The sequence below is a fragment of the Spirosoma sp. KCTC 42546 genome (genome assembly GCF_006965485.1).
Taxonomy (GTDB): domain Bacteria; phylum Bacteroidota; class Bacteroidia; order Cytophagales; family Spirosomataceae; genus Spirosoma.
The window spans coordinates 4,027,068-4,050,715 of sequence record NZ_CP041360.1 but is presented as its reverse complement, the minus strand read 5'-3'; the positions used below and the strand labels follow the sequence as shown (position 1 = coordinate 4,050,715).

The following is a 23,648-nucleotide window of genomic DNA, read 5'->3' as shown; positions in this document are numbered from 1 at the left end:
TGACCTTCTTAGCAAGCCTCACAAGTGGCATATCTGGCCCAACACACGAAGCCGACGCTCATTCAAACAAATGGAGCAACTTTTAGCCAGCGTACCGACAGATTAACAGATGTAAAAAGTAACTTTGAGCGACTTTGTGACTATAGTTTGAATGAGTAGAGAAAACCAACTAGAAGAAGGCCTGATTAAGCAACTTACAGAGCTTAAATACATCTATCGACCCGAGATTGTTGATCGGAAAACGCTTGAGCAAAACTTCAAAACTAAATTTGAAGCACTTAATCGTGTCCGGCTTTCAGAGAATGAGTTTTTACGCTTACGGGAAGAAATCATCAATCCTGATGTGTTTGCTGCGTCAAAACTTCTGCGTGAACGGAACTACTTTCAACGTGAGGACGGAACGCCACTTCATTACACACTGGTAAATAATAAAGACTGGTGCAAAAATGATTTTGAAGTAATTAGCCAGTTACGCATCAATACAGAAAACAGCCATCAACGGTACGACATTATTCTGCTAATCAACGGTTTGCCTATCGTGCAAATCGAACTTAAAAACGTAGGCATCACGGCTCGTAAGGCTATGGAGCAAATCGTGGACTACAAAAACGAACCCGGTAATGGGTATGGAAACTCGCTGCTTTGCTATATGCAGTTGTTTATCGTGAGCAACAGAACCAATACCTACTACTTTGCCAACAATAAAAATCAGCATTTTGCTTTCAATTCCGATGAACAGTTTTTGCCCATCTATCAATTGGCCGATGAGAAAAACAAGAAAATAACGCAGCTTGACTCATTTACCGAAAAATTTCTAACCAAGTGTACTCTTGGCGAAATGATTAGCAAGTACATGGTGCTGGTAGAAAGCGAGCAAAAATTGCTCGTGATGCGGCCCTATCAGATTTACGCGGTAAAGGCCATTGTCGATTGCATTCATCAAAATCGGGGCAACGGCTATATCTGGCACACGACCGGCAGTGGTAAAACATTGACTTCGTTCAAAGCCTCTACCCTACTGAAAGATAATCCCGATATTGAAAAATGTTTGTTTGTTGTTGACCGCAAAGACCTTGACCGGCAAACCCGCGAAGAGTTCAATAAATTTCAGGAAGGCAGCGTAGAAGAAAACACCAATACAGAAACATTGGTAAGACGTTTATTATCTACTGATTATGCCGACAAGGTAATAGTTACAACCATTCAAAAGCTAGGGTTAGCGTTAGACGGCACGTACAAGAAAAATTACAAAGAGCGTCTGGAGCCGTTGAGCAACAAGCGGATGGTGTTCATCTTTGACGAATGCCATCGTTCGCAGTTTGGCGATAACCACCAAGCCATCAAGGAGTTTTTTCCAAATGCTCAGCTTTTTGGCTTTACCGGTACACCTATTTTTGATGAAAATGCGGCTTACAAGCAAATTGATGGCGAAGAGAAGACCAATATAACCACTCAGGATATTTTTAAGAAGCAATTACACGCGTACACCATTACCCACGCCATTGAGGACAAAAATGTATTGCGTTTTCATATCGACTATTTCAAAGGCAAAGGCACGCAAAACGCCAAACCTGGTGAACCGATTGCGCAACAGGCTGTCGTAGAAGCTATTTTGAACAAACACAATGCGGCTACCAATTCAAGGCGTTTCAATGCCGTATTGGCAACCGCTTCGATCAATAACGCCATCGAGTATTATCAGCTGTTCAAAAATAGTCAGAAGAAAAAGAAAGAAGCCGACGACCTGTATGTTCCGTTAAACATTGCCTGTGTGTTCTCTCCACCGGCGCAGCTCATTGCAAAAGACGGCGACCAGCAAAGCCAAAAGAATGCTGCGGATATAAAACAATTACAGGAAGATTTAACGCAGGAGAAAGAAGATAACAAACATAACCCTGAAGAGAAGAAAAAAGCACTGATCGAAATTATTGCTGATTTCAACAAGCAATATGGTACCAGTCATTCGATCAACGAGTTCGATTTGTATTATCAGGATGTGCAAAGCCGGATAAAAGACCAGAAATACAGCAACAAAGACTATCCCCACAAAAACAAAATCGACATTACCATCGTGGTGGATATGTTGCTAACCGGGTTTGATTCCAAATACCTGAATACCTTGTATGTGGACAAGAACCTGAAATACCACGGGTTGATACAGGCGTTTTCCCGAACCAACCGGGTGCTGAACGATACCAAACCGTACGGCAACATTTTAGATTTTCGCTCTCAACAAGACGCCGTAAACCAGGCTATTGCCCTCTTTTCTGGTGAAGACAACGGGCAAGCCAAAGAGATTTGGCTCGTTGACCCTGCGCCTGTGGTGATTGAAAAATATCAGAAAGCCATTGAAGCCTTAGGCAGCTTCATGCAACAGCATAATCTGGTAAACGAACCGCAGGAAGTGTACAACCTGAAAGGAGATGCTGCCCGAATTGCCTTTGTGAAAAACTTTAAGGAAGTCCAACGGCTGAAAACCCAGCTAGACCAATACACCGATTTAGACGAGGTACAGCAGGCTAAAATAGAAGCCATTTTGCCTAAAGAAACCTTGCAGGAGTTTAGAAGCTCGTATCTGGAAACCGCTAAACAGCTTAAGGAAATACAGCAAAAAGAAGGCGACTTCGCACCGCCCGACATTCAGCAGTTGGATTTTGAATTTGTGCTGTTTGCGTCGGCCGTGATCGACTACGACTACATTATGAGCCTGATTGCCGACAGTACGCAGAAGAAACCCGCCCGGCAAAAAATGACCAAAGAGCAGGTGATTAGTTTGCTGAGTGCCAATGCCAACCTGATGGACGAGCAGGAAGACTTAACGGATTACATCAACAGCCTGGACTGGAACAGCGGACAGGATACGACTACGTTAACCAAAGGCTACGATACGTTTAAAGTTGAGAAAAACGAAAAGGAACTGGCGGTCATTGCCAACAAACACGGTTTGCAAACGGCTGACCTGAAAGCCTTTGTCGATGGCATTATGAGCCGGATGATCTTCGACGGCGAAAAACTCACCGATCTGTTGGAGCCGCTGGAACTTGGCTGGAAACAACGCCGACTCAAAGAACTGGCCCTAATGGAGGACCTGGTGCCCCAATTAAAGAAAATAGCCGAAGGGCGTGAGATAGCCGGGTTAGCCGCGTATGATGTCTGAATTAAGATTTTATGATTACAGGATGAAAAGATTGCTATGAAACTTGATGAATTAACACATAAAATTATTGGCTGTGCGATGAAGGTTCATAGTACGTTAGGCAATGGCTTTCAGGAAGTGATTTATTAACGTGCTCTGGCTATTGAAATGCAAAAACAAGGACTGATATACCAACGAGAAATGGAGATGACCATATTCTACGATGGGTTTGATATTGGTACTCGACGGGTTGATTTTTTTGTTGAAGAAACTATAATGGTTGAGTTAAAAGCTTTAATACGTTTGGAAGATGTGCATTTAGCACAGGCAATGAATTATTGCCAGGCTTATAATTTAGCTATCGGACTATTAATAAATTTTGGAGCAAAAAGCCTTGAATTTAAAAGAGTGTATAATGTAAATCATCCTGACAATAAGTACTATAGTAAAAAGTCAGCTTTATGATTAAGGGATAACGGGAGTAACTTCAATAATGACCCAAAATCCTAAAATCGTTCAATCCAAAAAATCATAATTCTGACAAATGAGTAAACTAACCCCACCGCCCTTGACCGAAGCCGCGTATGCCGACCTAGTAGAGCAAGCGATTAGCCAAATCCACACGGCCCGTATCCTGATTGCCCGACAGGTAAACAGCAGTACGCAATCGGTTTACTGGAATCTGGGAAAGCTGCTTTCTGAAAAACAACTGGAAGAGGGCTATGGCAGCGGTGTAATTAACCAATTATCCACAGACCTGAAAAACGAGTTTCCGAATATGGGTTTGTCTCCGCGAAACCTGTGGGACATGAAACGCTTTTATGAGCGGTATCATCAGGCCGATACAAAACTGCGACAAGCTGTCGCAGTTTTGCCCTGGGGTCATAACTTACTATTGCTTAATAAGCTACAATCCCTTGACGCTGTCGAATTCTACGCCAACGAAACCCTGACGAAAGGCTGGTCCAGAGATTTATTGCTCAATGCCATCAAACTGGACAGTTTTGGGCAGGCGCAGCAACAAATCAAAACCCACAATTTTGATCAGACGCTGCCGGCGGCCCATGCCGATTATGCCAATGAAGTATTCAAAAGCAGCTATAATCTGGGATTTTTGGGCATTACCGAACCCGTTAAAGAGCTGGAATTAGAAAACAGACTCATCGCCAAAATCAGAGCCTTTATTCTAGAATTGGGCAAAGGGTTTAGCTTCATTGGCAACCAATACCGACTGGAATACAATGGCAAGGACTATTTTGTCGACATGCTTTTCTTTCACCGGGGCCTTCGTTCGCTGGTGGCCATTGAATTGAAAATTGGTAGCTTCAAAGCCGAATATGTAGGGAAAATGAATCTGTATCTCTCCCTGCTCGACCGGCTGGAAAAAAGCGAAACCGAAAACCCATCCATCGGCATCATTCTCTGCGCCGATAAAGACCACCTCGACGTAGAAATTGCCCTGCAAGACATCAATAAACCCATCGGCGTTGCGGAGTACCAACTACTGCTGCCCCAGGCAGCCTTACAAACGTTGATACTGAACGAATTAAACGCCACTCAACAAAACAATGGAGAACCAAACGAATAAATTAATACCCGAATTGCGTTTTCCTGAGTTTTTGAAGGATGGGGAGTGGGAGGAGAAAAAATTGGGGGAAATTGCAGAATTAACATCAAGTAAAAGAGTTCATTTAGCTGATTACGTTTCAAATGGTATTCCCTTTTTCAGAGGAAAGGAAATATCTCAATTAAAAAATAATAATATTCCAGAAGATATTTTGTATATCTCAGAAGAGCAATATGATACAATTAGAGAGAAATATGGTGTTCCAGTAATAGGAGATATTTTGATTACTGCCGTAGGAACATTGGCTAATGTTTATTGTGTTAAGAACAACGACAAATTCTATTTTAAGGATGGGAATTTGATTTGGATGAAAAATATTACAATAGATTCAGGCTTTTTAGAAGTTTTGCTTGATGTAGAAAAAGAAAAGATTTTAGCGTCAGCAATTGGTTCATCACAAAAAGCTTTGACAATGGTTGCTTTAAATAAACTTAAATTTAAAACCCCTAGAAATCTCGAAGAACAACAAAAAATCGCTGATTGCCTTTCTTCCTTAGATGAAGTAATTGCCGCTCACAGTCAAAAATTATACGCCTTAAAAGAGCACAAAAAAGGCTTGATGCAAAACTTGTTTCCGCAAGAAGGCGAAACGGTTCCTAAATGGCGTTTTCCTGAGTTTGAGAAGGATGGAGATTGGGAGGAGAAGAAGTTGGGAAGTATTTGCGAAGTAATTACAAAAGGCACGACACCTCAAAAGTTTTCAAAGGCAGGGATTCGCTTCATAAAAATAGAAGCATTTCAAAATAACCATATTATTCTTGACAAATGCATGTTCGTGGATGAAGATACGCATACTAAGGAATTAAAACGTTCTATTTTAAAGGAAGGTGATATTCTATTCGCTATTGCAGGAGCAACTATAGGAAAAGTAAATATTGTCAAAAAAGATATTTTACCTGCCAATACAAATCAAGCTCTAGCAATTGTAAGATTGAAAGAAAAAGAAAATAAAAACTTTATCTTACATATTTTGAAATCTGAAATAATGCAAAGGTATATTCAGAAAAGTATTTCTGTAGGAGCACAACCAAATCTGAATTTAGAACAGATGGGAAGTTTTTCTCTTGCTTATCCTGAAAACCTAAAAGAACAGCAAAAAATAGCTGAATGCCTTTCTTCGTTAGATATTTTAATCACGGCACAAGAGGAGAAAATAGAGCAGTTAAAGTTGCATAAAAAGGGATTGATGCAAGGATTATTTCCAAAAATTAATGATTAGAGAATGAGTGATCAAAAAAAACTATACAAATACAAAGATTTAACCAAAGTAGCCACCAGGTTACGAGACGATTTAAATAATCATCATTTTGTTTTGCTATATGCCTACAATGGAACGGGGAAAACCCGCCTTTCCATGGAATTCAAAGACATAAGTAAGAAACGTAAGAAAAACCCAGTTACAGATACCCTCTACTACAATGCATACACAGAAGACCTTTTTCATTGGAACAATGATCTTGAAAATGACTCCGAAAGGCATCTAATCATCAACAAAAGTTCTAGATTTTTTGAAGGATTCAGGGAACTGGCACTTGAAGAAAAGATTTTTAATTTTCTTGAACGATACACCGATTTTAATTTTACGATAAATTATGATGATTGGACTATTGTTTTTAGAAAGCAAATTAAAAATCCGAAGTTTAGACCAGAAGCAGAAGAGCCAGAATATATAATCCTGGATAATATCAAGGTATCAAGAGGAGAAGAAAATATTTTCATTTGGTGCATTTTTCTAGCTATATGTGAGTTAGCCATTGATGGTGATGAGTCGTATAGTTGGGTTCGACATATTTATATTGATGACCCAATTTCTTCACTTGATGACAACAACGCTATTGCTGTGGCCAGTGATTTAGCTCAATTACTAAAAAGAGGAAAAGAAAAAGTCAGAGTTGTTATTTCTACACACCACTCGTTATTTTTCAATGTGATGTATAACGAACTCAGGAGTACTGGACACAAAAGTCACTTTTTACATAAAAATGGAGCAGATGGTTATGTATTGAGAGCTACAGACGACACCCCGTTTTTTCATCACGTTGCTTTGTTGACCGAACTAAAAAAGGTATCAGATTCAGCAAAAATAAATACCTATCATTTTAATATGTTACGTAGTGTTTTAGAAAAGACGTCAACCTTTTTTGGTTACGATGATTTTTCCAAATGTATATATGGTGTGGATGATGAAGTACTGTTCTCTCGTGCTTTAAATTTGCTAAGTCATGGAAAATACTCCATTTATCAACCTACTGAAATGAATGAAGATAATAAAGACCTATTTAAAAGAATACTGAACGCATTTTTGGATACACACAACTTTCAATTACCTGAAATATTTGCTTAACGTAATGTCAAATAAATGACCATAATCCCAACCACCAGCACAATTTTAGAAAATAGCCCTGCATAAAATGCAGGGCTATTTTCTAAAATCATAATATGGATATTCAACTACCTAATAATTACGCCCTTTCAGGGCTTGACCGCGTGTGGGATTGTTTTATCAGCGATGGACGATGCCCATCGCTAACAGATTACGCCCCTTTAGGGCTATTCACCCATCAAGCCCTGAAAGGGCATAATACCATAGGAATGGGTAACACCCATTCCATCCGATAATAACGAACACCCATCAAGCCCTGAAAGGGCATAATACCATAGGAATGGGTAACACCCATTCCATCTGCGATAACAACGAACAGCATCCATAAAGCCCTAAAAGGGCGTAATAACATAGAGCACACTATCTAAATTATGGGACAATCATTAGTACAAAATTATATCCACGTAGTATTCAGCACCAAACACAGGCTGCCATTCATCCAGCCACCAGTGGAACAGGAATTACATAGCTACCTGGGAGGCATCTGCAATAAGCTGGAATGCCAACCTATAAAAGTGGGTGGCTACATCGACCATATACACATCCTTTGTAAACTCTCCAAAAAAATAGCATTGATGAAACTGGTAGAAGAAGTAAAGTCACATTCGTCCAAATGGATAAAAACTAAAGGAGAAGATTACCGTAATTTTTATTGGCAGGATGGATATGGTGCTTTTTCGGTCAATCCATCTCAAGTGGATACGGTAATCGCTTATATCGCCAATCAGCATGAGCATCATAGTAAAAAGACCTTTCAAGATGAATATCGAGCTTTTTTAAAGAAGTATGCTGTAGAGTATGATGAACGATATGTTTGGGATTGATCACAGCACAGGGTGACAGCCCTGTGCTGTGAGATACCGCCCTTTCAGGGCTATAGGTTTTGCTTGCCGTAGCTGCCGTGGCACAGGGCTGTCACCCTGTGTTAAGAGATGTGGCCCTTTCAGGGCTATACATAATAGCCCTGAAAGGGCGTAATACCATAGGAATGGGTAACGCCCATTCCGTATATAATCCGATTAACAAAACAAACCATGTCAACTAAAGAACAACAAAAACTGGGCAAAACTCTTTGGGATATAGCAGACCAACTGCGTGGGGCTATGAACGCGGATGATTTCCGTGATTATATGCTTTCGTTTCTTTTCCTTCGGTATCTGTCGTATAACTATGAAGAATCGGCAAAAAAAGAATTAGGGTCAGACTATCCTACATTGGATGGAACCGACAAGCGAACACCATTATCTGTCTGGTATGCAGCTAATGAAACAGATGTGCAGGAGTTTGAAAAGCAAATGCGTAGAAAGGTGCATTATGTGATACAACCCCAACACCTGTGGAGCAACATTACCGAGTTAGCCAGAACGCAAAACACGGAGCTATTGGTAACGCTGGAAGCCGGTTTTCGCTACATCGAGAATGAATCGTTTGAACGGGCCTTCCAGGGGCTATTTTCAGAAATCAACCTGAATTCTGAAAAACTGGGCAAAACGTCACCCGAACGGAATAAAAAGCTCTGCACCATCATTCAGAAAATTGCCGAAGGCATAGCCGATTTCTCGGCTGATTCAGACACCCTCGGCGATGCCTATGAATATTTGATCGGCGAGTTTGCCGCCGGTTCAGGCAAAAAAGCTGGTGAGTTTTATACCCCCCAGCAAATTTCAACCATCCTGTCTGAAATTGTCGTCTTAGACAGCCAAGACCCTAGCTCGGGCAAAAAGAAGAAATTCGATAAGATACTTGATTTTACCTGTGGTTCAGGCTCTTTGCTACTGAACGTCCGGAAGCGCATCAAGGACAATGGCGGTAATATCGGCAAACTCTACGGGCAGGAAAAGAACATTACCACCTACAACCTGGCACGAATGAATATGCTCTTGCACGGTATGAAAGACACCGAGTTTGAGATATTTCACGGAGACACCTTAGAAAACCAGTGGGATTTACTCAACGAGCCAAATCCGTCGAAAAAGATCGAGTTCGATGCCGTTGTCGCCAATCCGCCATTCAGCCTGCGTTGGGAACCAAACGACACCTTGGCCGAAGATTTTCGGTTCAAGAGTTACGGCTTAGCCCCCAAATCAGCCGCAGATTTTGCTTTCTTGCTACACGGCTTTCACTTTCTGGGAACAGAAGGAACAATGGCCATCATCCTGCCACACGGCGTTTTATTCCGTGGCGGTGCCGAAGAACGAATTCGTACTAAACTGTTAAAAGACAATCACATTGACACAGTCATTGGATTGCCGTCTAACTTGTTCTATTCAACGGGTATTCCTGTTTGTATTTTAGTCCTGAAAAAATGCAAAAAGCAGGATGATGTGTTATTTATCAACGCAACTTCAGAAGGAAATTTTGACAAAGGAAAACGGCAGAACAGTCTAAGCGAAAATCACATAAGTCGAATTGTCGATACGTACAAATACCGGCCCGAACACATTGAGCGCTATGCCCGCCGGGTTTCACTGGAAGAAATTGAAAAGAACGGCTACAACCTAAACATTTCGAGATATGTGAGCACATCGATTGACGAGGTACAGATTGACTTAAAAGCCGTACATGCAAAACTGGCTCTACTCAATGAAAGCATTCTGGCGAATACCGAAAAGCACAATGAATTTTTAAAAGAGTTGGGTTTGCCAACCATATAAAAATGATTTACCAATGCGCTTCGCGAGCAAAATTAACAATCAGGTCGTTGCTTAACTGCGTTGATTTGGGTGTCTCTATGAATGATTTTGAAGCAGTTGATTGCAAGGATGGATGCACACGTAGAATTTGACCCTCCTGAAGTACTACGGGATTCCATCAAGTGCTTTTGGTACGACCGAATAGAGGTCGGAGAACACGAATCGAGTTTCGAGGTACAGCCGGATGGTTACGCAGAATTGATTTTCTATTTCGGAAGCGGCTGTAGTCTTGCGCACCACGGACGCTTGCAGCCGTTGCCCTCCCCATTTATGATGGGGTTACTCAATCAGCCTGCTGTTTTTTACACAAAAAACAGCTTAGAAATCATTGGTATCCGGTGCTTTCCCTGGACCATATTCGATCTGCTTGGGCTACCGTCCGGGCAAGACGGCGTGCGCATCGTTGAGCATCCGATCGCCCGGCTTCAATCTACGCTGGATGAGTGCATCCATACGGGTAACATAGCCGAAGCAGTAAACCACCTAAATCAGTATTTCCTGGATGCCCGGTCGCAGGTTGCGGTCGATAGTACGCTGTTCAAAGCGGGCGTTGCCATGCGGGAGGCAAATGGCACCCTACCGGTCAGCGACGTAGCGGCAGCCGCCCACGCAACGGTTCGTACGCTGGAACGAAAGTTCAGGCAATCGTCTGGTTATACGGTGAAAGACGTGTCGGGCCTGATTCGCTTTGAACAGGTACGCAACCACTTATGGCTTCATCCAGATGCCAATCTCGCTGGCTTAGCGCATGAGCTGGGCTATACGGATCAATCGCACCTCAGCCGGGAGTTTAAGCGCTATAGCGGCACCACGCCAGCGGCATTCGCCCGAAAGGCCAGGAAACAGGCGGTGAACTACGATTTCGTCGCGTTTACAAAAGATTGATGCAAGGGTAGTCCGGAATTTCGTGTGTTAATCAGGTTATCAATGAGCTGTTTAAACGTTCTAAATTTCGTTAAAACTGAATCGTTTTTGTCATCCCGACGCCAGGAGGGATCTCAAGCCCGTTTATTATGAAGCTTGAGATCCCTCCTGGCGTCGGGATGACAAAAACACGCAAATTATAGCTAGAAAATGAACGTTTAAACAGCTTCGATTTAACCAGCCTCAATGCCTAAAAAGACGACGTCCATTCCTGTTAATACGATGACTGATGAGTTCGGTGGTGATATTGCCATTGAAAAAACAACCATCGACGATCTACACCTGATTCAGGAAGCCGAACAATCCCATCGGCACGACCGTCATTCGTTCTTTCTGCTCGAACGTGGAACCGTTCACATCGACATTGATTTTCAAACGTATAAACTAGAGGCTTCGTCGGTTATTTACCTGCACCCCGATCAGGTCCATCGCACCCGGATCGTTGACCATGCCACCGTCAGCAGTTGGGCCATCAACAACGAAAACCTGAATCCCGACTACCTGAACTTATTGGAAAGCCTCACCCCTGCCAAACCCTTGGTGTTAACGAACGAAACGTTTTCCCTTATTTCGGAAGCGGTATCGTTAGCCTTGAAATTTTCGGAACGGAAAGCCGATAAACTCTATCATTCCTTACTCAAAGACAGTACCAATGCCCTGATTGCCTTAGTTATTTCTCTGTATACAGCCGAAGCAACATCAACAGACAAGCTTTCCCGATTCGATACGATTACCAAAGCCTTCAGGGAATTATTGGAGCGTAGCTATACCAGGGTCAAACGCCCGGCTGAGTATGCCCAAAGACTAAACATCTCTACGTCTTACCTGAACGAATGCGTTAAAAACACAACAGGCCATTCCGTTTCCCATCACATACAGCAGCGTGTTGTGTTAGAAGCCAAACGGTTACTGTATTATTCCGATAAATCGGTGAAAGAAATTTCCGCTGAACTGGGGTATGACGATTACCCCTATTTTTCACGGCTGTTTACTAAAGTTACCGGTATGACGGCTTTGGCGTTCCGAACCAAAAACCGCGATTAGTCCAATACTTACGCTGTATTGCCGTTTTTTATCCCTGCCAGACGCTGTTGCTTTGCATCGTCTAGTAAAAGCACATAAAAAATGGAATCAGTAAACGATAATCATATCGGGCGGAACACTGTCGCCCAACGAACCGCCCTCGTGTCGGGGGCAAGTTTTGCCGGCCTGTCAACGGCGTATTGGCTGAACAAATTGGGGTATCAGGTAACGGTTGTTGAAATCTCAAACGAACTTAAAAAGGGTGGTACGCCTGTCGACATACGCGGCAAAACCATAGATGTCGTTAAGCGCATGGGCATCTTTGCGCAAATTGAGCGAAACAGATTGGCCCCGAAACGGATGGAGTTTAAAAATGCGGACGATCTGACCGTGGGCTTCTTCCAGGAAGAAAACAGCGATCCCACTCGTGCTGACGAATACGAAATCGAACGAGATGTGTTATTGGCTATTTTATTCGATCTCGTCAAACAGGATGTTGAATTTATTTTCAGCGATAGCATCACAGCCTTACACGAAACAGAGGATACGGTACAGGCTACCTTTAAACATAGTCCGCAACGCGCCTTCGATCTGGTTTTTGGCTGCGACGGAATCCATTCGGCGGTACGACGAATCTGGTTCGGGCATGAAGCCGACTACGTACATTTTCTGGAGCAATATTTTTCGATCACCATTGTCAACAAGTTGCTGATCGACGATGACACGGCTCAGATGTATAATGTGCCCGATAAAGCTATTATGCTGAACGCGTACAACAATAAGACCGACATTGTGCTGTGTTTCCGTTCCGAAAACGAAATCCCGTATGATTATCGGGATGAGGAGCAACAACGGAAAATCATTCTGGAACAGTTTGCCGGAGAAGGCTGGCGAACAACAGAGCTACTGGACGAAGTAATGCGTTCGAAAACGTTTTACTTCGATAAACTCTGTCAGGTAAAGATGCCATCGTGGACAAAAGGCCGAATGGCGCTGGTGGGCGATTCCGGCTATTGTGCTTCACCGGCTGCGGGCCGGGGCGGATCGCTGGCCATAGATGGAGCGGCTGCGCTGGCGGATGCCTTTCAAAAACAGCATGGAGATTATGAAGCCGCCTTTCAGGCTTACAATACCGATTTCCGTCCGTTTATTGAGGCAGTTCAGGCCGAAGCCGTTCATGTTGGCTTAGAACTGCTTGTGCCAAGAACCGAAGAAGCTATTCAGAAACGAAACACACAACTAGCTGGTTTTTAATATGTAACCAATTAAGCAGAAGTAGAATAGAGAAATTTTGTATGACGGCTGCGGCCCAGCCGTCATACAATGAAGTATTAGTAGACTTTTTGGACTGTTTTAAGCAACTCATGCGGATAGCCCATTTTTACAGCGCTGATAGCATCTAAACGCGTAATTTGATCAGGGCTTAGTTGGATCGATAGCGCGTTTATGCTTTCCGTGATATGTGCAAGGACCCTTGCACCGATGATTGGAAAACAGTTTTTGGTCAGCGTCCACCCTAAGGCTACCTGACCGGGCGTTGCGTCAACTTCGGCAGCAATCAATTCCAATTCGTCCAGTATGGCTTTGGTGCCCATATTCTCCTGATAACCTTCCGGGGCAGAACGTGTCAGGCGCCCTGTTGCCCCCTGGCGGTATTTGCCGGTAAGCAACCCACCTGCCAGGGGAGAATAAAGCATCGTACCCAGGCCAAAGTAGCTGGCCATAGGCATCAATTCCCGATCGGCTGTTCGTTGCACCAGGTTATACTCGAGTTGCAAGGCGCTCAATGGAGTTGTACTGGCAATGGCAGCAGCTTTCCACGCCGGAAAATTTGCCAGGCCGGTGTACAGCACTTTACCGGATTTAACCAGGTCTTCGAGCCCACGTGCAATTTCTTCAACAGGCGTTCGGCCATCATCATAGTGCGGCATGTAGAGGTCAATATAATCTGTCTTCAGACGTTTCAAACTGGCTTCAACAGATTGACGCATCGCTTTGCGATGATTACCCTCATTGCTGGGCAACGGCTCAGTTTCACTGCTGCGGGTGTATTTGGTACAGATAATGAAATTGTGGCGCTCTGAGGCTATAAACCGCCCAATGATCTCTTCCGCTTCGCCAAGTTGGTATTGATCGGCCACGTCTATAAAATTGCCGCCTGCCTCGGCATAAGCTACCAAAATTTTCTGACTATCGTCGGGCGTAGCGCCATACCCCTTACGGCTACCCAGACTCGCGGCACCCAATACAAGTTCGCTGGCCGGTAAGCCGGTGTGTGTTCCAACTAGTTTATAGTTCATGATCCAAAATTCGATTGCCAGACTTGTTGAATCAAGTACGGCTAAATTTAGCCGTATCAAAAAAATGACAGAATAGAGGAGATTTGCAGGATGTACGAACGAAAATTGCCAATAGAACTGGATTGCGGACTGCACCTGTTCATGGAAGTAATGAATGGGAAATGGAAGATCAACTTGATCTGGTGCATACACAGTGGTATCAAAAGACCAGGTGAGTTGCAACGCCATATACCTAAAGCTTCCAGGCGGCTGCTTGATACGCAACTGAAACAGCTGACGGATCAAGGCATCCTGATCAAAACAATTTTTGATCAGCGACCAGCCAAAGTGATGTATGAGCTGACACCCCTGGGCGAAACGTTAATACCGGTAATCGAAATTGCTGCGCGTTGGGGGGAATCACACCGTGCTGTACTAGAGCCTTTGTTTCAATCGCCCGATTTTCCGAAGGCGTAACTAGTCGCAAACCACCTTCCTTTTGGCGCAAATGCACCTGCTGTGGGGAGCCCACCTATCTTAACTTTACTCAACCAATAACTGGACAGCAAACAACCATGAGCACGACCAACAATACCATCGCCGGACTCGAATTCGCACAAATCGGCTGGGTGGTCCCAGACATTCACGTCGCTGTAACATTCCTTTCGAGCGCCCTGGGCATCACTGGCTTTCCCCAACCGGAACATGTTCGGGCACAGGATCTGGGAATGACCTATCATGGGCAGGTTGTGGCTGGTGAATGGCTGACCACGCAGACCTATAACGGGGGTAGCTTTCTCGAACTCATCCAGCCTGTTTCCGGCCAAAGCATGTTCCACGATTACCTCGCCCAATATCCCGCAGGCGGCACCCAGCACCTTGCGTTCCGTTTGCCGGTTAACGAATTCGACCGGATCACCAGCGATCTGCACGAACAAGGGTATGCACTCATCAGCGAAGTGGATCACCCCATTGCACGAATGGCTTTCTTCGACACTTACCAAACGCTGGGCGTTGCCACCGAGATCATGGGTGTAACGCCGGAAGGATGGACAGCCATTGAACAAATGCAGCAGGTCCGGTGAGGATTTGTTGATCCCGACCCACTGATTTTGTCGCGTTTGTACAAGCCTGGGGAAGTAGCATTCCGGAATTTTGCATCGTACATCAACCAGGCAATATCATGTTACTGACGAATAAAAAAGTAGCCATCCTTGGCGCAGGGCCCGTTGGGCTAACAATGGCCAGATTACTACAGCAAAAAGGCGTAGACGTAACCGTTTACGAACGGGATAAAGACGCCCGCACCCGAATTTCGGGTGGTACACTTGACCTGCACAAAGGGTCGGGACAGGATGCCCTGAACGAAGCAGGATTATTGGAACGCTATTATGCACTGGCCATCCCCATGGGAAGAACCGTGGCCGACAAACAGGGAAACGTATTGTTCTCTAGAAAACCGACACCCGACGAGCAATATAACAATCCGGAGATAAACCGAAACGATTTAAGGCAACTACTACTCGACAGCTTAACCGCCAATACGGTTGTCTGGGACAGGAAATTTACCGGACTTGACCACCAGAACGGAAAATGGCTTTTGCATTTCGAGAAGAATGGGATTGAAACCACCGATGTTGTCATTGGTGCTAATGGAGGAATGTCGAAGGCAAGACAATATGTTACAGATGCCGAAATTGACTACACCGGCACCCTGATTATACAGGGCGAAGTAGTTCAACCGGAAAAGACTTGCCCGGCGTTCTACCAACTGTGCAACGATACCATATTAATGACCGCCAGCAATGGCAATTTAGTCGTGGCAAACCCCAGGAATGGAAACCTGTTGAGCTACAATGTAATGTTTAAACAGCCTTCGGCATGGGGTCCAGAACATGGAGTAAACCTTCAGGATACGGACAGCATTCGTACATTCCTCTTAAATAGACTCTCTGATTGGGATGCGAGCTACAAAGAATTGGTGCGCGCTACGGCTTCTTTTGTGAATTGGCCAACGAGAAAAATACCGCTGGATAAACCCTGGACAACGAATCGACCATTGCCGATAACCCTTATTGGTGATGCCGCGCACATCATGCCGCCCTTTGCTGGTCAGGGGGTAAATATTGGACTGATGGACGCCATGATTCTAGCCAATAACCTGACTAGTGGAAAATTTGACACCCTGGCAGCCGCGATCAGCGACTATGAACAGAACATGTTCGTTTATGCTACAGAAGCTCAGCTTGAAACAGGCAGGAACGAACTGGAGATGCGCCATCCAGACTTTTCGTTCCTGAAATTTTATCAATAAGGTACGGACTAATTTTTTCAATTGCCGTTCAGGCATGATGGTGCTGGGCTATTGCTTGCTTTTGATAGGCAGTCCTTATTTGCTTACAAGAAGAAGACTATCTGGTCTGCTAATTGTACCTTTGAGTTTCGCTAACTAAACGCACAACAATTAACTCCATCATTCCTTCATCATGAAGAGCCTAAAGTTCCAGCCAATAGCCCTGGCCATGCTGCTTGCCATTTGTTCATTTTCTATTGCGCAGGCGCAGCTTAAAGTACCAGCCGCCAGCCCTGCCCAAACCACCAAACAAAGCTTTGGCTTAGGGGACATTACCCTTGAGTACTCCCGACCCGCCGTGAAAGGACGTACCATCTTCGGCGATCTGGTTCCCTATGATAAAGTATGGCGGACTGGTGCCAATGCCACCTCTAAAATTACGTTCTCAACAGACGTAAAACTGGAAGGGAAAGATGTGAAAGCGGGCACTTACGGCCTGTTCACTATTCCGGGTAAATCCAGTTGGGAAGTTATGCTGTCCAAAGACCTTAATCTGGGCGCAAACGTGGGCGATTATAAAAAAGAAAACGAAGTGGTACGGGTTCAGGTAAAACCAACTACGCTGGCCAACAAAGTAGAAACCTTTACCATCAATCTAGCCGATATTCTACCCAACTCGGCTGTGCTGGAAATCATGTGGGATAAAACCCGCGTTCCCGTTGCCATTACTGCCGATATCGATCAAACGATCGTGAAGAACATTGAGGCCTCGTTAGCGTCTGACAAACCAGCTTATTTTGAAGCAGCCAGTTATTATTACGACACTAACCGGGATTTGAAACAGGCACTGGGTTGGGTGACCAAGGCCACCGAACAAAATCCAAAAGCCTTCTGGGTGATGTTGCTGAAAGCCCGGATCGAACAGAAATTAAACCAAAAAGCGGCTGCTATTGCCAGCGCCGAGAAAACGGTAACTCTGGCCACCGAAGCTAAAAATGCAGATTACGTAAAAATGGCCAATGACCTGATTGCGGCTGCAAAAAAATAAATTTCGTTATCAATTATCGCTAAAACGGCTGGCCTTGCTAAGGTCAGCCGTTTTTTATTAGGATTCTGTACACGTCGAATCTGGCTACGCGTTCGCCCTCACAGTGCCCATAGGAACACAATTCACTTCTATTATGAAACCCAAGTTGAAAAATCTGGTTAGCTAGTTAACAAATTACACCTATTCCTTCATGACAGAAGTAAACGACGAGGCTATTTTTCGTTCCATTGTTATGGAATCCCCTATTCCCATTGCCCTACTGGTTGGCCGGGAATTGATCATAACAGTGGCCAACGAGCCTCAGTTGGCAGTATGGGGGAAAGGCGATAAAGTAATCGGCCTGCCATTAGCCAGGGCCATTCCAGAAATGGAAGGGCAACCCTTTCTGGGCATATTAGATGACGTTTTTACGACGGGTATCCCCTTCGCATCCAATAACACCCCAGCAACTATGGTCGTTGATGGGATCACAAAGACGGTTTGTTTTGACTTTTCCTTCAAACCTATCCGAAATCATCAGGGAGTCGTGTACGGGATCATCGCAACAGGTATCGAAATTACCCAGCAGGTGGCCGATCGCCAGGCGCTCCAACACAGTGAAGAACGCTATCGACAACTGTCGGCGGACCTCGATCAGCAGGTTCAGGAACGGACCCAGCAACTGGAAGACTCAGTTCAGGATTTGAAGCGATCCAATGTTAACCTTCAGCAATTTGCCTATATCGCTTCCCACGATTTGCAGGAGCCTCTTCGCAAAGTGCAGCAATTTGGGGATTTACTTAAGACCCAATTCGGCTCTGAGCTGGGCGAAGGGATAACCTATATTGAACGCATGCAATCCGCAGCCAACCGGATGTCTACGCTGATTCGCGACTTACTGAGCTTCTCCCGAATTTCCACCCAACGGGATACCAGCAGGATGGTATCACTGACCGAAATCGTTCGGTCAGCGGAGAAAAATCTGGACTGGGTCATCGACGAAACGAATGCAGTTGTGCACGTGAGCGACTTACCCATGGTAGAGGGCGACCCTTCGCAATTAGAGCAATTGTTCCAAAATTTGTTGAGCAATGCCCTGAAATTTCACAAACCGGGAGTTACTCCTCAGGTTCATATCCTCTACGAATGGGTAGCGTCCAGTAGTGTTCCAAAGGCTGTTAAGTCAGATCGAAAAGGCATCGCCTATCATCGCATTGATGTCATCGACGACGGGATTGGTTTCGAGGAGAAATACCTGGACCGCATATTCACAGTCTTTCAGCGACTACATAGCAAAAGCGAGTTTGACGGAACCGGCATTGGGCTAGCCATCTGCGACAAGGTAGTGGCCAATCATGGGGGCGCAATCATAGCCAGAAGTCAACCCGGCCAGGGCTCAATCTTCAGTGTGTTTTTACCTATCTACTGATTGCCGCCGGTTTCCTGTTTTAACGCCGAATTCACGTTAGTTTATCTCATGTCTGGTTTAAATTTAGTCGTTGTATTCAAACAAACATAGCGAACCGTTATATTTGTTTGAATACAACGACTCATCATGAAATACCTCTTCTTTTTACTAATCTTTCTTACTACAACCGTACAGGCCATCAGCCAATCGGACACCACGGGTACGTCCATTGATTCGCTGCGAAAAATCCAACTCAATGAGGTCGTTATCTCTGCTTCCCGCGTATCGGAGAGTATCCTGAAATCACCGGTTAGTATTGAGGTGATCGATGCCCGGCGCATCCGTTTATCCGCCCAGCCCTCCTATTTTGATGCGATCGAAAATCTTAAAGGCGTCCAATTGCTTACCTCGAGCCTGGGTTTTAAAGTCTATAATACCCGGGGCTTTGCCGCCACCACCAACGTCCGCTTTGTGCAACTCGTAGATGGCCGTGATAACCAGGCTCCGCACATTGGGGCGCCTATTGCGAGCGCGCTGGCACCATCGGATCTGGACATTCAACAGGTTGAAGTAGTACCGGGCGTGGCTTCGGCGCTTTACGGAATGAATGCCCTTAACGGGTTAGTTAACATATTAACGAGAAACCCATTCGATTCCCAGGGACTCAGTATCGGACAGAAAACAGGTCTCAATCACGTTGGCGATGCCGGTGTGTCGGCTAAGGTGTATTATGAAACCAGTATCCGGTATGCCCATCAACTTGGTAACCACTTCGCCTTCAAGGTGAATATGGTTTACCAAAAAGGATACGACTGGGTGGCCGACAATCACGACGATCTCAACCCCAACGGCAATGCATCCCTTGGTTTGTTCGGTGCTGATAATCCGGCCTATGATCCGGTCAACGGATATGGCAATGAAGCAGCCAACCGCCGAACGCTAACACTGGGTGGGAAACGCTATAGCATTGGTCGAACGGGCTATTATGAACGGGAGTCTACGGACTACGGATTGCAAAATCTGCGGGGTGATCTATCCCTGCATTATCGGTTCTCGCCCACCGTCGAGCTGGCGTATACGTACCAGGGAGCCACGCTGGACAATGTTTATCAGCGAACCAACCGTTTTCGACTCGATAACTACCGGCTCGATCAGCACAGCATCACGTTTACCACACCTTCAATACAAATTCGGGCCTACCGAAGCAGTGAAAACACGGGCGATTCCTACAACATCCGGTCAATGGCCGAAAACATCGACAAGTCGTTTAAAACCGATAACCAGTGGTTTACCGATTTTACCAACCGGTTTAATCTGGATACGCAGACCGGTTTAGCGGTGACGGACGCGTTACGGGATGCTCGCTCCGTGGCGGATCAGGGCCGCCCGATTCCGGGTACGCAAACCTTTAACGACCTGATTACCAAACTCCGGGACATTAACAACTGGGACATTGGCGCGGCCCTCCGGGTACAATCGTGGATGTACCATGCCGAAGGACAAGTTGAACCGACAAAAGTCCTCTGGCAGCGGTTCCGGCAGCAGACCGGCCTAACGATTCAGGCTGGCTTTGATTTCCGACGATACGTTGTTTTCCCGGATGGCAATTACTTTATCAACCCCACCGAGCAGGGAAAAAACCTTGTTTATGGCAAAACAGGGGGATTTGTCCAGCTTAGCCGCACGTTTTTTAATGATAAGCTGAAAGTGGCCGGATCAGTACGAGTCGACAAAAACACCTACTTCGACGCCCGCCTGAATCCCCGATTATCAGTGGTCTACTCCCCTTCGGAAACGCACAACATTCGCCTGTCGTACCAGAATGGCTACCGGTTTCCATCCTTGTTCGAGGGCTTTACAAACATCAACTCGGGCGGTGTAAAACGCGTTGGAGGCTTACCGATCATGTCGCATGGGATTTATGAAAACGCCTATCTGGTCACCTCGATCAATGCCTTTCAGGCGGCCATCACTACGGATGTCAATACGAACAAACTCACTACAGAACAGGCTATCCAGAAAAACAAAGGGCTTCTGAAACAGAGTCCGTATACCTATCTGAAACCCGAACAGGTCAATAGTTATGAACTGGGTTATAAAGGATTGTTAATCAAAAATCGGCTTTATGTAGATGCCGATGTGTACTACACGGCTTATCAGAACTTCATTGCGCAGGTGAATGCCAACCTTGCAAAAGGATCAAATCCAGATTCGCTGGCTTATTACTTTTCGTCGGCAACAACCCAGGATCGGTACCGATTGTGGACCAATTCACAAACGCGGGTGTATAATTACGGGGCCAGCTTAGGCCTTCGGTACAGCCTGACCCAAAACTGGTCGGCAGGTGGCAATGCCTCCTTTGCCAAACTTGACCGGGCCGATAATGGGGATGGATTGGAGAGTTCATTCAATACGCCCCGTTGGATCACGAACCTGAGCGTCTCGAACGGAAACCTGTGGCGTGGACTGGGCTTCTCGGTGAACTACAAACATCAGGATGCGTTTTTGTGGCAATCGGAACTGGCTACAGGTACCGTATCGGCCATCAATACGGTGGATGCTCAGGTGAGTTACCGCATCCAGCCCATACATCTTTTGGTGAAAGTGGGTGGCACTAATCTGACCAACAAATACTATTATACCTTCATTGGCGGACCGGCGGTTGGTGGCCTGTACTACACGAATCTGGTCTGGGAACCCAGGTTTTAGTCTGATAGCTCTGACCTTACCAAAATTGATTGCCTCAAGCCTTAAAACCAGTTAACCCGTAGGGATAAAACAGCGTAGTATCGGCGCTGGATAGAGTTGGCTGAGACTAGCCTAGCCCGGTTGTTTATACACAAGGTGCCCCTTTTCCCTGGCTAGTTTTAGCAGGGAAAAGGGGCACCTTGTGTATAAGCTATCAATAAAAGCGAACCTTACTTTTTATCGATGCGGTACAATCTTCCCTGATCTGTAATGGCATACAAGGCCCCATCTTTTCCTTCTGTAACGTCACGAAAACGCTGGTACTCATTAGGCAACAACCGCTCTTCGCCCACGATCTTACCATCCTTAATAACAAGGCGTACGATGTGCATGCCACTCAGCGCGCCAATAAAGAGGTTGTTTTTCCATTCAGGAATATGATCACTGCTGTAGAAGGTTGACCCACTGGGCGATACAACAGGATCCCAATAATAAGCCGGTTGCTCCAGTCCATCCTTTTGCTGGATAGCGTCGCCTACCTGTTTGCCACTGTATTCAATGCCATAGGTGATCGTAGGCCAGCCATAGTTCTTGCCGGGCTTAATATGATTGACTTCATCACCTCCCCGTGGGCCAAATTCATTCTCCCACAGATCGCCCGTTACCGGATCGATAGCAAGTCCCTGTACGTTCCGATGCCCATAGGAATAGAGTTCGGGGCGGGCACCGGCCTGACCTTCAAATGGATTGCCGGGGGCCGGTTTACCGTCTTTTGTAATCCGGATTACTTTCCCCAGGCCAGAATTGAGCGACTGAGCCTGTGGCCGGGTTGCCAGATCAGAGCGTTCTCCGGTACTGATCAGCAGGTTACCGCTTTTATCGACAAGAATTCGCCCCCCGTAATGCAGATTGCCTTTATAAGCCGGTGTGGCGCGGTAAATGACCGTTGCGCCCTCGATCTTTTTTTCATCGGCCGACAATTTACCCTTGGCAACGGCGGTCAGATTTCCTTCGGGAAGCGCTTCAGAGAACACCCAATACACCATCCGGTTCGTCTGAAAAGCGGGGTCAACCCGAAGCCCTAACAATCCGCCCTGGCCCGATGGATTTACCTTCGGAATACCCGTGATCGGCTCACTTACCTTACCGGCAGAGGTGACAATGCGCATCGTTCCTTCCTTCTCCGTGATCAGCAGTCGCCCATCCGGCAGGCTGGTAATACCCCAGGGGCTCTTCAGGGCTTCGGTCAGCACCTTGCCTTCGTAGTTGGTAGCCGACTTCACAGCAGCGATTCTGGTTTGACCCGCAAAAGCGGGTTTATAAGCAGAATTGGGCTCTTTGGTTTCTACCGATGGAAGGGTTTTTGAGTTATCGGATGTAGCCTGGCCACAGGCTGTTAATGCCAGCGAAGTACTTGCCAGCATCATTAGAAAACTGTTCCTCATTTTAGTTCAGTATTTTGCTTGGTTAACGTGAATATAGAGTTAGCTATAAACAGGCATGACAAACATACGAAGCTTGCTGCCATAAAAATGATAATTTACAAAGCTAGTGTTTCCCCAGACTAGATTCTTTTGATTCTAAGGGATTCTAGGCGTCTGATTAGCAGAATCCATAGAAGCAGATCCTGTCAGCCAATTAACGGCAAGTGACTACCTGCCACCCGAATTTCCCTACCTGTTACCAGTTGGCAGTTGTTCACCCCCCAACGGACGTTCTATTTTTGACCCATCATCCTAAAACAACTCATTACTACTCATGAACACCTCAATCAATTCCGCTACCAGTGTTTCCATTGTTGACAATTATGTTGCGGTACTAAAAAAGTACAGCGACTTTCAGGGGCGCGCCCGCCGAACTGAATACTGGTATTTTTTTCTGGTTAACGTTGTGGTTACCCAGGTCTTAAACTACACCAACATTTTTCTCTTTGGTGGCTCAACGGTGATTGGCTGGCTACTGATGCTGGTTAATCTAGCCATTCTGGTGCCATCCGTTTCGGTTGCCGTTCGGCGTATGCACGATGTAGGCAAGAGTGGCTGGTATGCGCTGATCCCCATCTACAACTTGATTCTGGCCTGCACAGAAGGCACTCAGGGTGCCAATGAATACGGCAACGATCCTAAAGTGAAAGCCTGATCAGGTTGTGCCCATGGGTTTTACCCGT

At 45.5% G+C, this 23,648-nt stretch carries 18 protein-coding genes and 1 pseudogene; 17 read left to right on the top strand and 2 right to left on the bottom strand.

The annotated features are described in order from the left end of the window. Window positions 1-151 precede the first annotated feature (151 nt). The 10 genes and pseudogenes from EXU85_RS16475 (at window position 152) to EXU85_RS16425 (ending at window position 13,040) form a co-directional block, all read left to right on the top strand. On the top strand, window positions 152-3,157 hold the full coding sequence (locus EXU85_RS16475; RefSeq protein ID WP_142773136.1) for a type I restriction endonuclease subunit R: 3,006 nt from the start codon (window positions 152-154) through the stop codon (window positions 3,155-3,157). A gap of 36 nt (window positions 3,158-3,193) precedes the next feature. Beyond that, window positions 3,194-3,601, top strand: a pseudogene (locus EXU85_RS16470) (GxxExxY protein). Window positions 3,602-3,680: 79 nt separating this feature from the next. After that, window positions 3,681-4,724: a YhcG family protein gene (locus tag EXU85_RS16465; protein ID WP_142773135.1), complete on the top strand. Its 1,044-nt coding sequence runs from the start codon at window positions 3,681-3,683 to the stop codon at window positions 4,722-4,724. Further along, entirely contained in the window at window positions 4,705-5,982 is a 1,278-nt protein-coding gene (locus EXU85_RS16460) for a restriction endonuclease subunit S (protein WP_142773134.1), read from the top strand. Before EXU85_RS16465 ends, EXU85_RS16460 begins: the two co-directional genes overlap by 20 nt. Window positions 5,983-5,985: 3 nt before the next feature. Then, entirely contained in the window at window positions 5,986-7,107 is a 1,122-nt protein-coding gene (locus EXU85_RS16455; protein ID WP_142773133.1) for an AAA family ATPase, read from the top strand. Between the two features lie 410 nt (window positions 7,108-7,517). Next, window positions 7,518-7,970, top strand: coding sequence for an IS200/IS605 family transposase (tnpA, locus tag EXU85_RS16445; protein ID WP_142773131.1), 453 nt, complete (start codon window positions 7,518-7,520; stop codon window positions 7,968-7,970). A 210-nt stretch (window positions 7,971-8,180) separates the two neighbouring features. After that, window positions 8,181-9,800 carry a type I restriction-modification system subunit M gene (locus EXU85_RS16440; RefSeq protein ID WP_142773130.1) on the top strand — a complete coding sequence of 540 codons (1,620 nt, stop codon included), beginning with the start codon at window positions 8,181-8,183 and terminating at the stop codon, window positions 9,798-9,800. 108 nt (window positions 9,801-9,908) lie between these two features. Then, window positions 9,909-10,724, top strand: a complete 816-nt coding sequence (locus tag EXU85_RS16435) for an AraC family transcriptional regulator (protein ID WP_142773129.1) — start codon at window positions 9,909-9,911, stop codon at window positions 10,722-10,724. A 225-nt stretch (window positions 10,725-10,949) separates the two neighbouring features. Then, a complete protein-coding gene (locus tag EXU85_RS16430; RefSeq protein ID WP_142773128.1) occupies window positions 10,950-11,807 on the top strand; it encodes an AraC family transcriptional regulator in 858 nt (285 codons plus the stop codon). 81 nt (window positions 11,808-11,888) lie between these two features. After that, window positions 11,889-13,040: an FAD-dependent monooxygenase gene (locus tag EXU85_RS16425; RefSeq protein ID WP_142773127.1), complete on the top strand. Its 1,152-nt coding sequence runs from the start codon at window positions 11,889-11,891 to the stop codon at window positions 13,038-13,040. 77 nt (window positions 13,041-13,117) lie between these two features. Here the strand turns inward: EXU85_RS16425 and EXU85_RS16420 are convergent, their stop codons facing one another. Further along, entirely contained in the window at window positions 13,118-14,086 is a 969-nt protein-coding gene (locus EXU85_RS16420; RefSeq protein ID WP_142773126.1) for an aldo/keto reductase, read from the bottom strand. Window positions 14,087-14,176: 90 nt separating this feature from the next. Here EXU85_RS16420 and EXU85_RS16415 point away from each other — a divergent pair, with 90 nt between their 5' ends. The 6 genes from EXU85_RS16415 to EXU85_RS16390 all read left to right on the top strand — a co-directional run bounded on the left by EXU85_RS16415 (window position 14,177) and on the right by EXU85_RS16390 (window position 21,502). Then, a complete protein-coding gene (locus EXU85_RS16415) occupies window positions 14,177-14,542 on the top strand; it encodes a helix-turn-helix domain-containing protein (protein WP_142773125.1) in 366 nt (121 codons plus the stop codon). A gap of 152 nt (window positions 14,543-14,694) precedes the next feature. Next, entirely contained in the window at window positions 14,695-15,150 is a 456-nt protein-coding gene (locus EXU85_RS16410) for a VOC family protein (RefSeq protein ID WP_168207807.1), read from the top strand. A 98-nt stretch (window positions 15,151-15,248) separates the two neighbouring features. After that, on the top strand, window positions 15,249-16,379 hold the full coding sequence (locus EXU85_RS16405) for an NAD(P)/FAD-dependent oxidoreductase (RefSeq protein ID WP_142773123.1): 1,131 nt from the start codon (window positions 15,249-15,251) through the stop codon (window positions 16,377-16,379). 172 nt (window positions 16,380-16,551) lie between these two features. Then, window positions 16,552-17,406: a DUF2911 domain-containing protein gene (locus tag EXU85_RS16400; protein WP_142773122.1), complete on the top strand. Its 855-nt coding sequence runs from the start codon at window positions 16,552-16,554 to the stop codon at window positions 17,404-17,406. Between the two features lie 190 nt (window positions 17,407-17,596). After that, complete coding sequence (locus tag EXU85_RS16395) at window positions 17,597-18,814, top strand: ATP-binding protein (RefSeq protein ID WP_142773121.1); 1,218 nt, start codon at window positions 17,597-17,599, stop codon at window positions 18,812-18,814. Between the two features lie 126 nt (window positions 18,815-18,940). After that, on the top strand, window positions 18,941-21,502 hold the full coding sequence (locus tag EXU85_RS16390) for a TonB-dependent receptor (protein ID WP_142773120.1): 2,562 nt from the start codon (window positions 18,941-18,943) through the stop codon (window positions 21,500-21,502). A gap of 209 nt (window positions 21,503-21,711) precedes the next feature. Here the strand turns inward: EXU85_RS16390 and EXU85_RS16385 are convergent, their stop codons facing one another. Then, window positions 21,712-22,926, bottom strand: a complete 1,215-nt coding sequence (locus EXU85_RS16385) for a PQQ-dependent sugar dehydrogenase (protein ID WP_142773119.1) — start codon at window positions 22,924-22,926, stop codon at window positions 21,712-21,714. 313 nt (window positions 22,927-23,239) lie between these two features. Between EXU85_RS16385 and EXU85_RS16380 the strand changes: the two genes are divergently transcribed. Continuing rightward, a complete protein-coding gene (locus EXU85_RS16380) occupies window positions 23,240-23,620 on the top strand; it encodes a DUF805 domain-containing protein (RefSeq protein WP_142773118.1) in 381 nt (126 codons plus the stop codon). The last annotated feature ends 28 nt before the right edge of the window (window positions 23,621-23,648 follow it).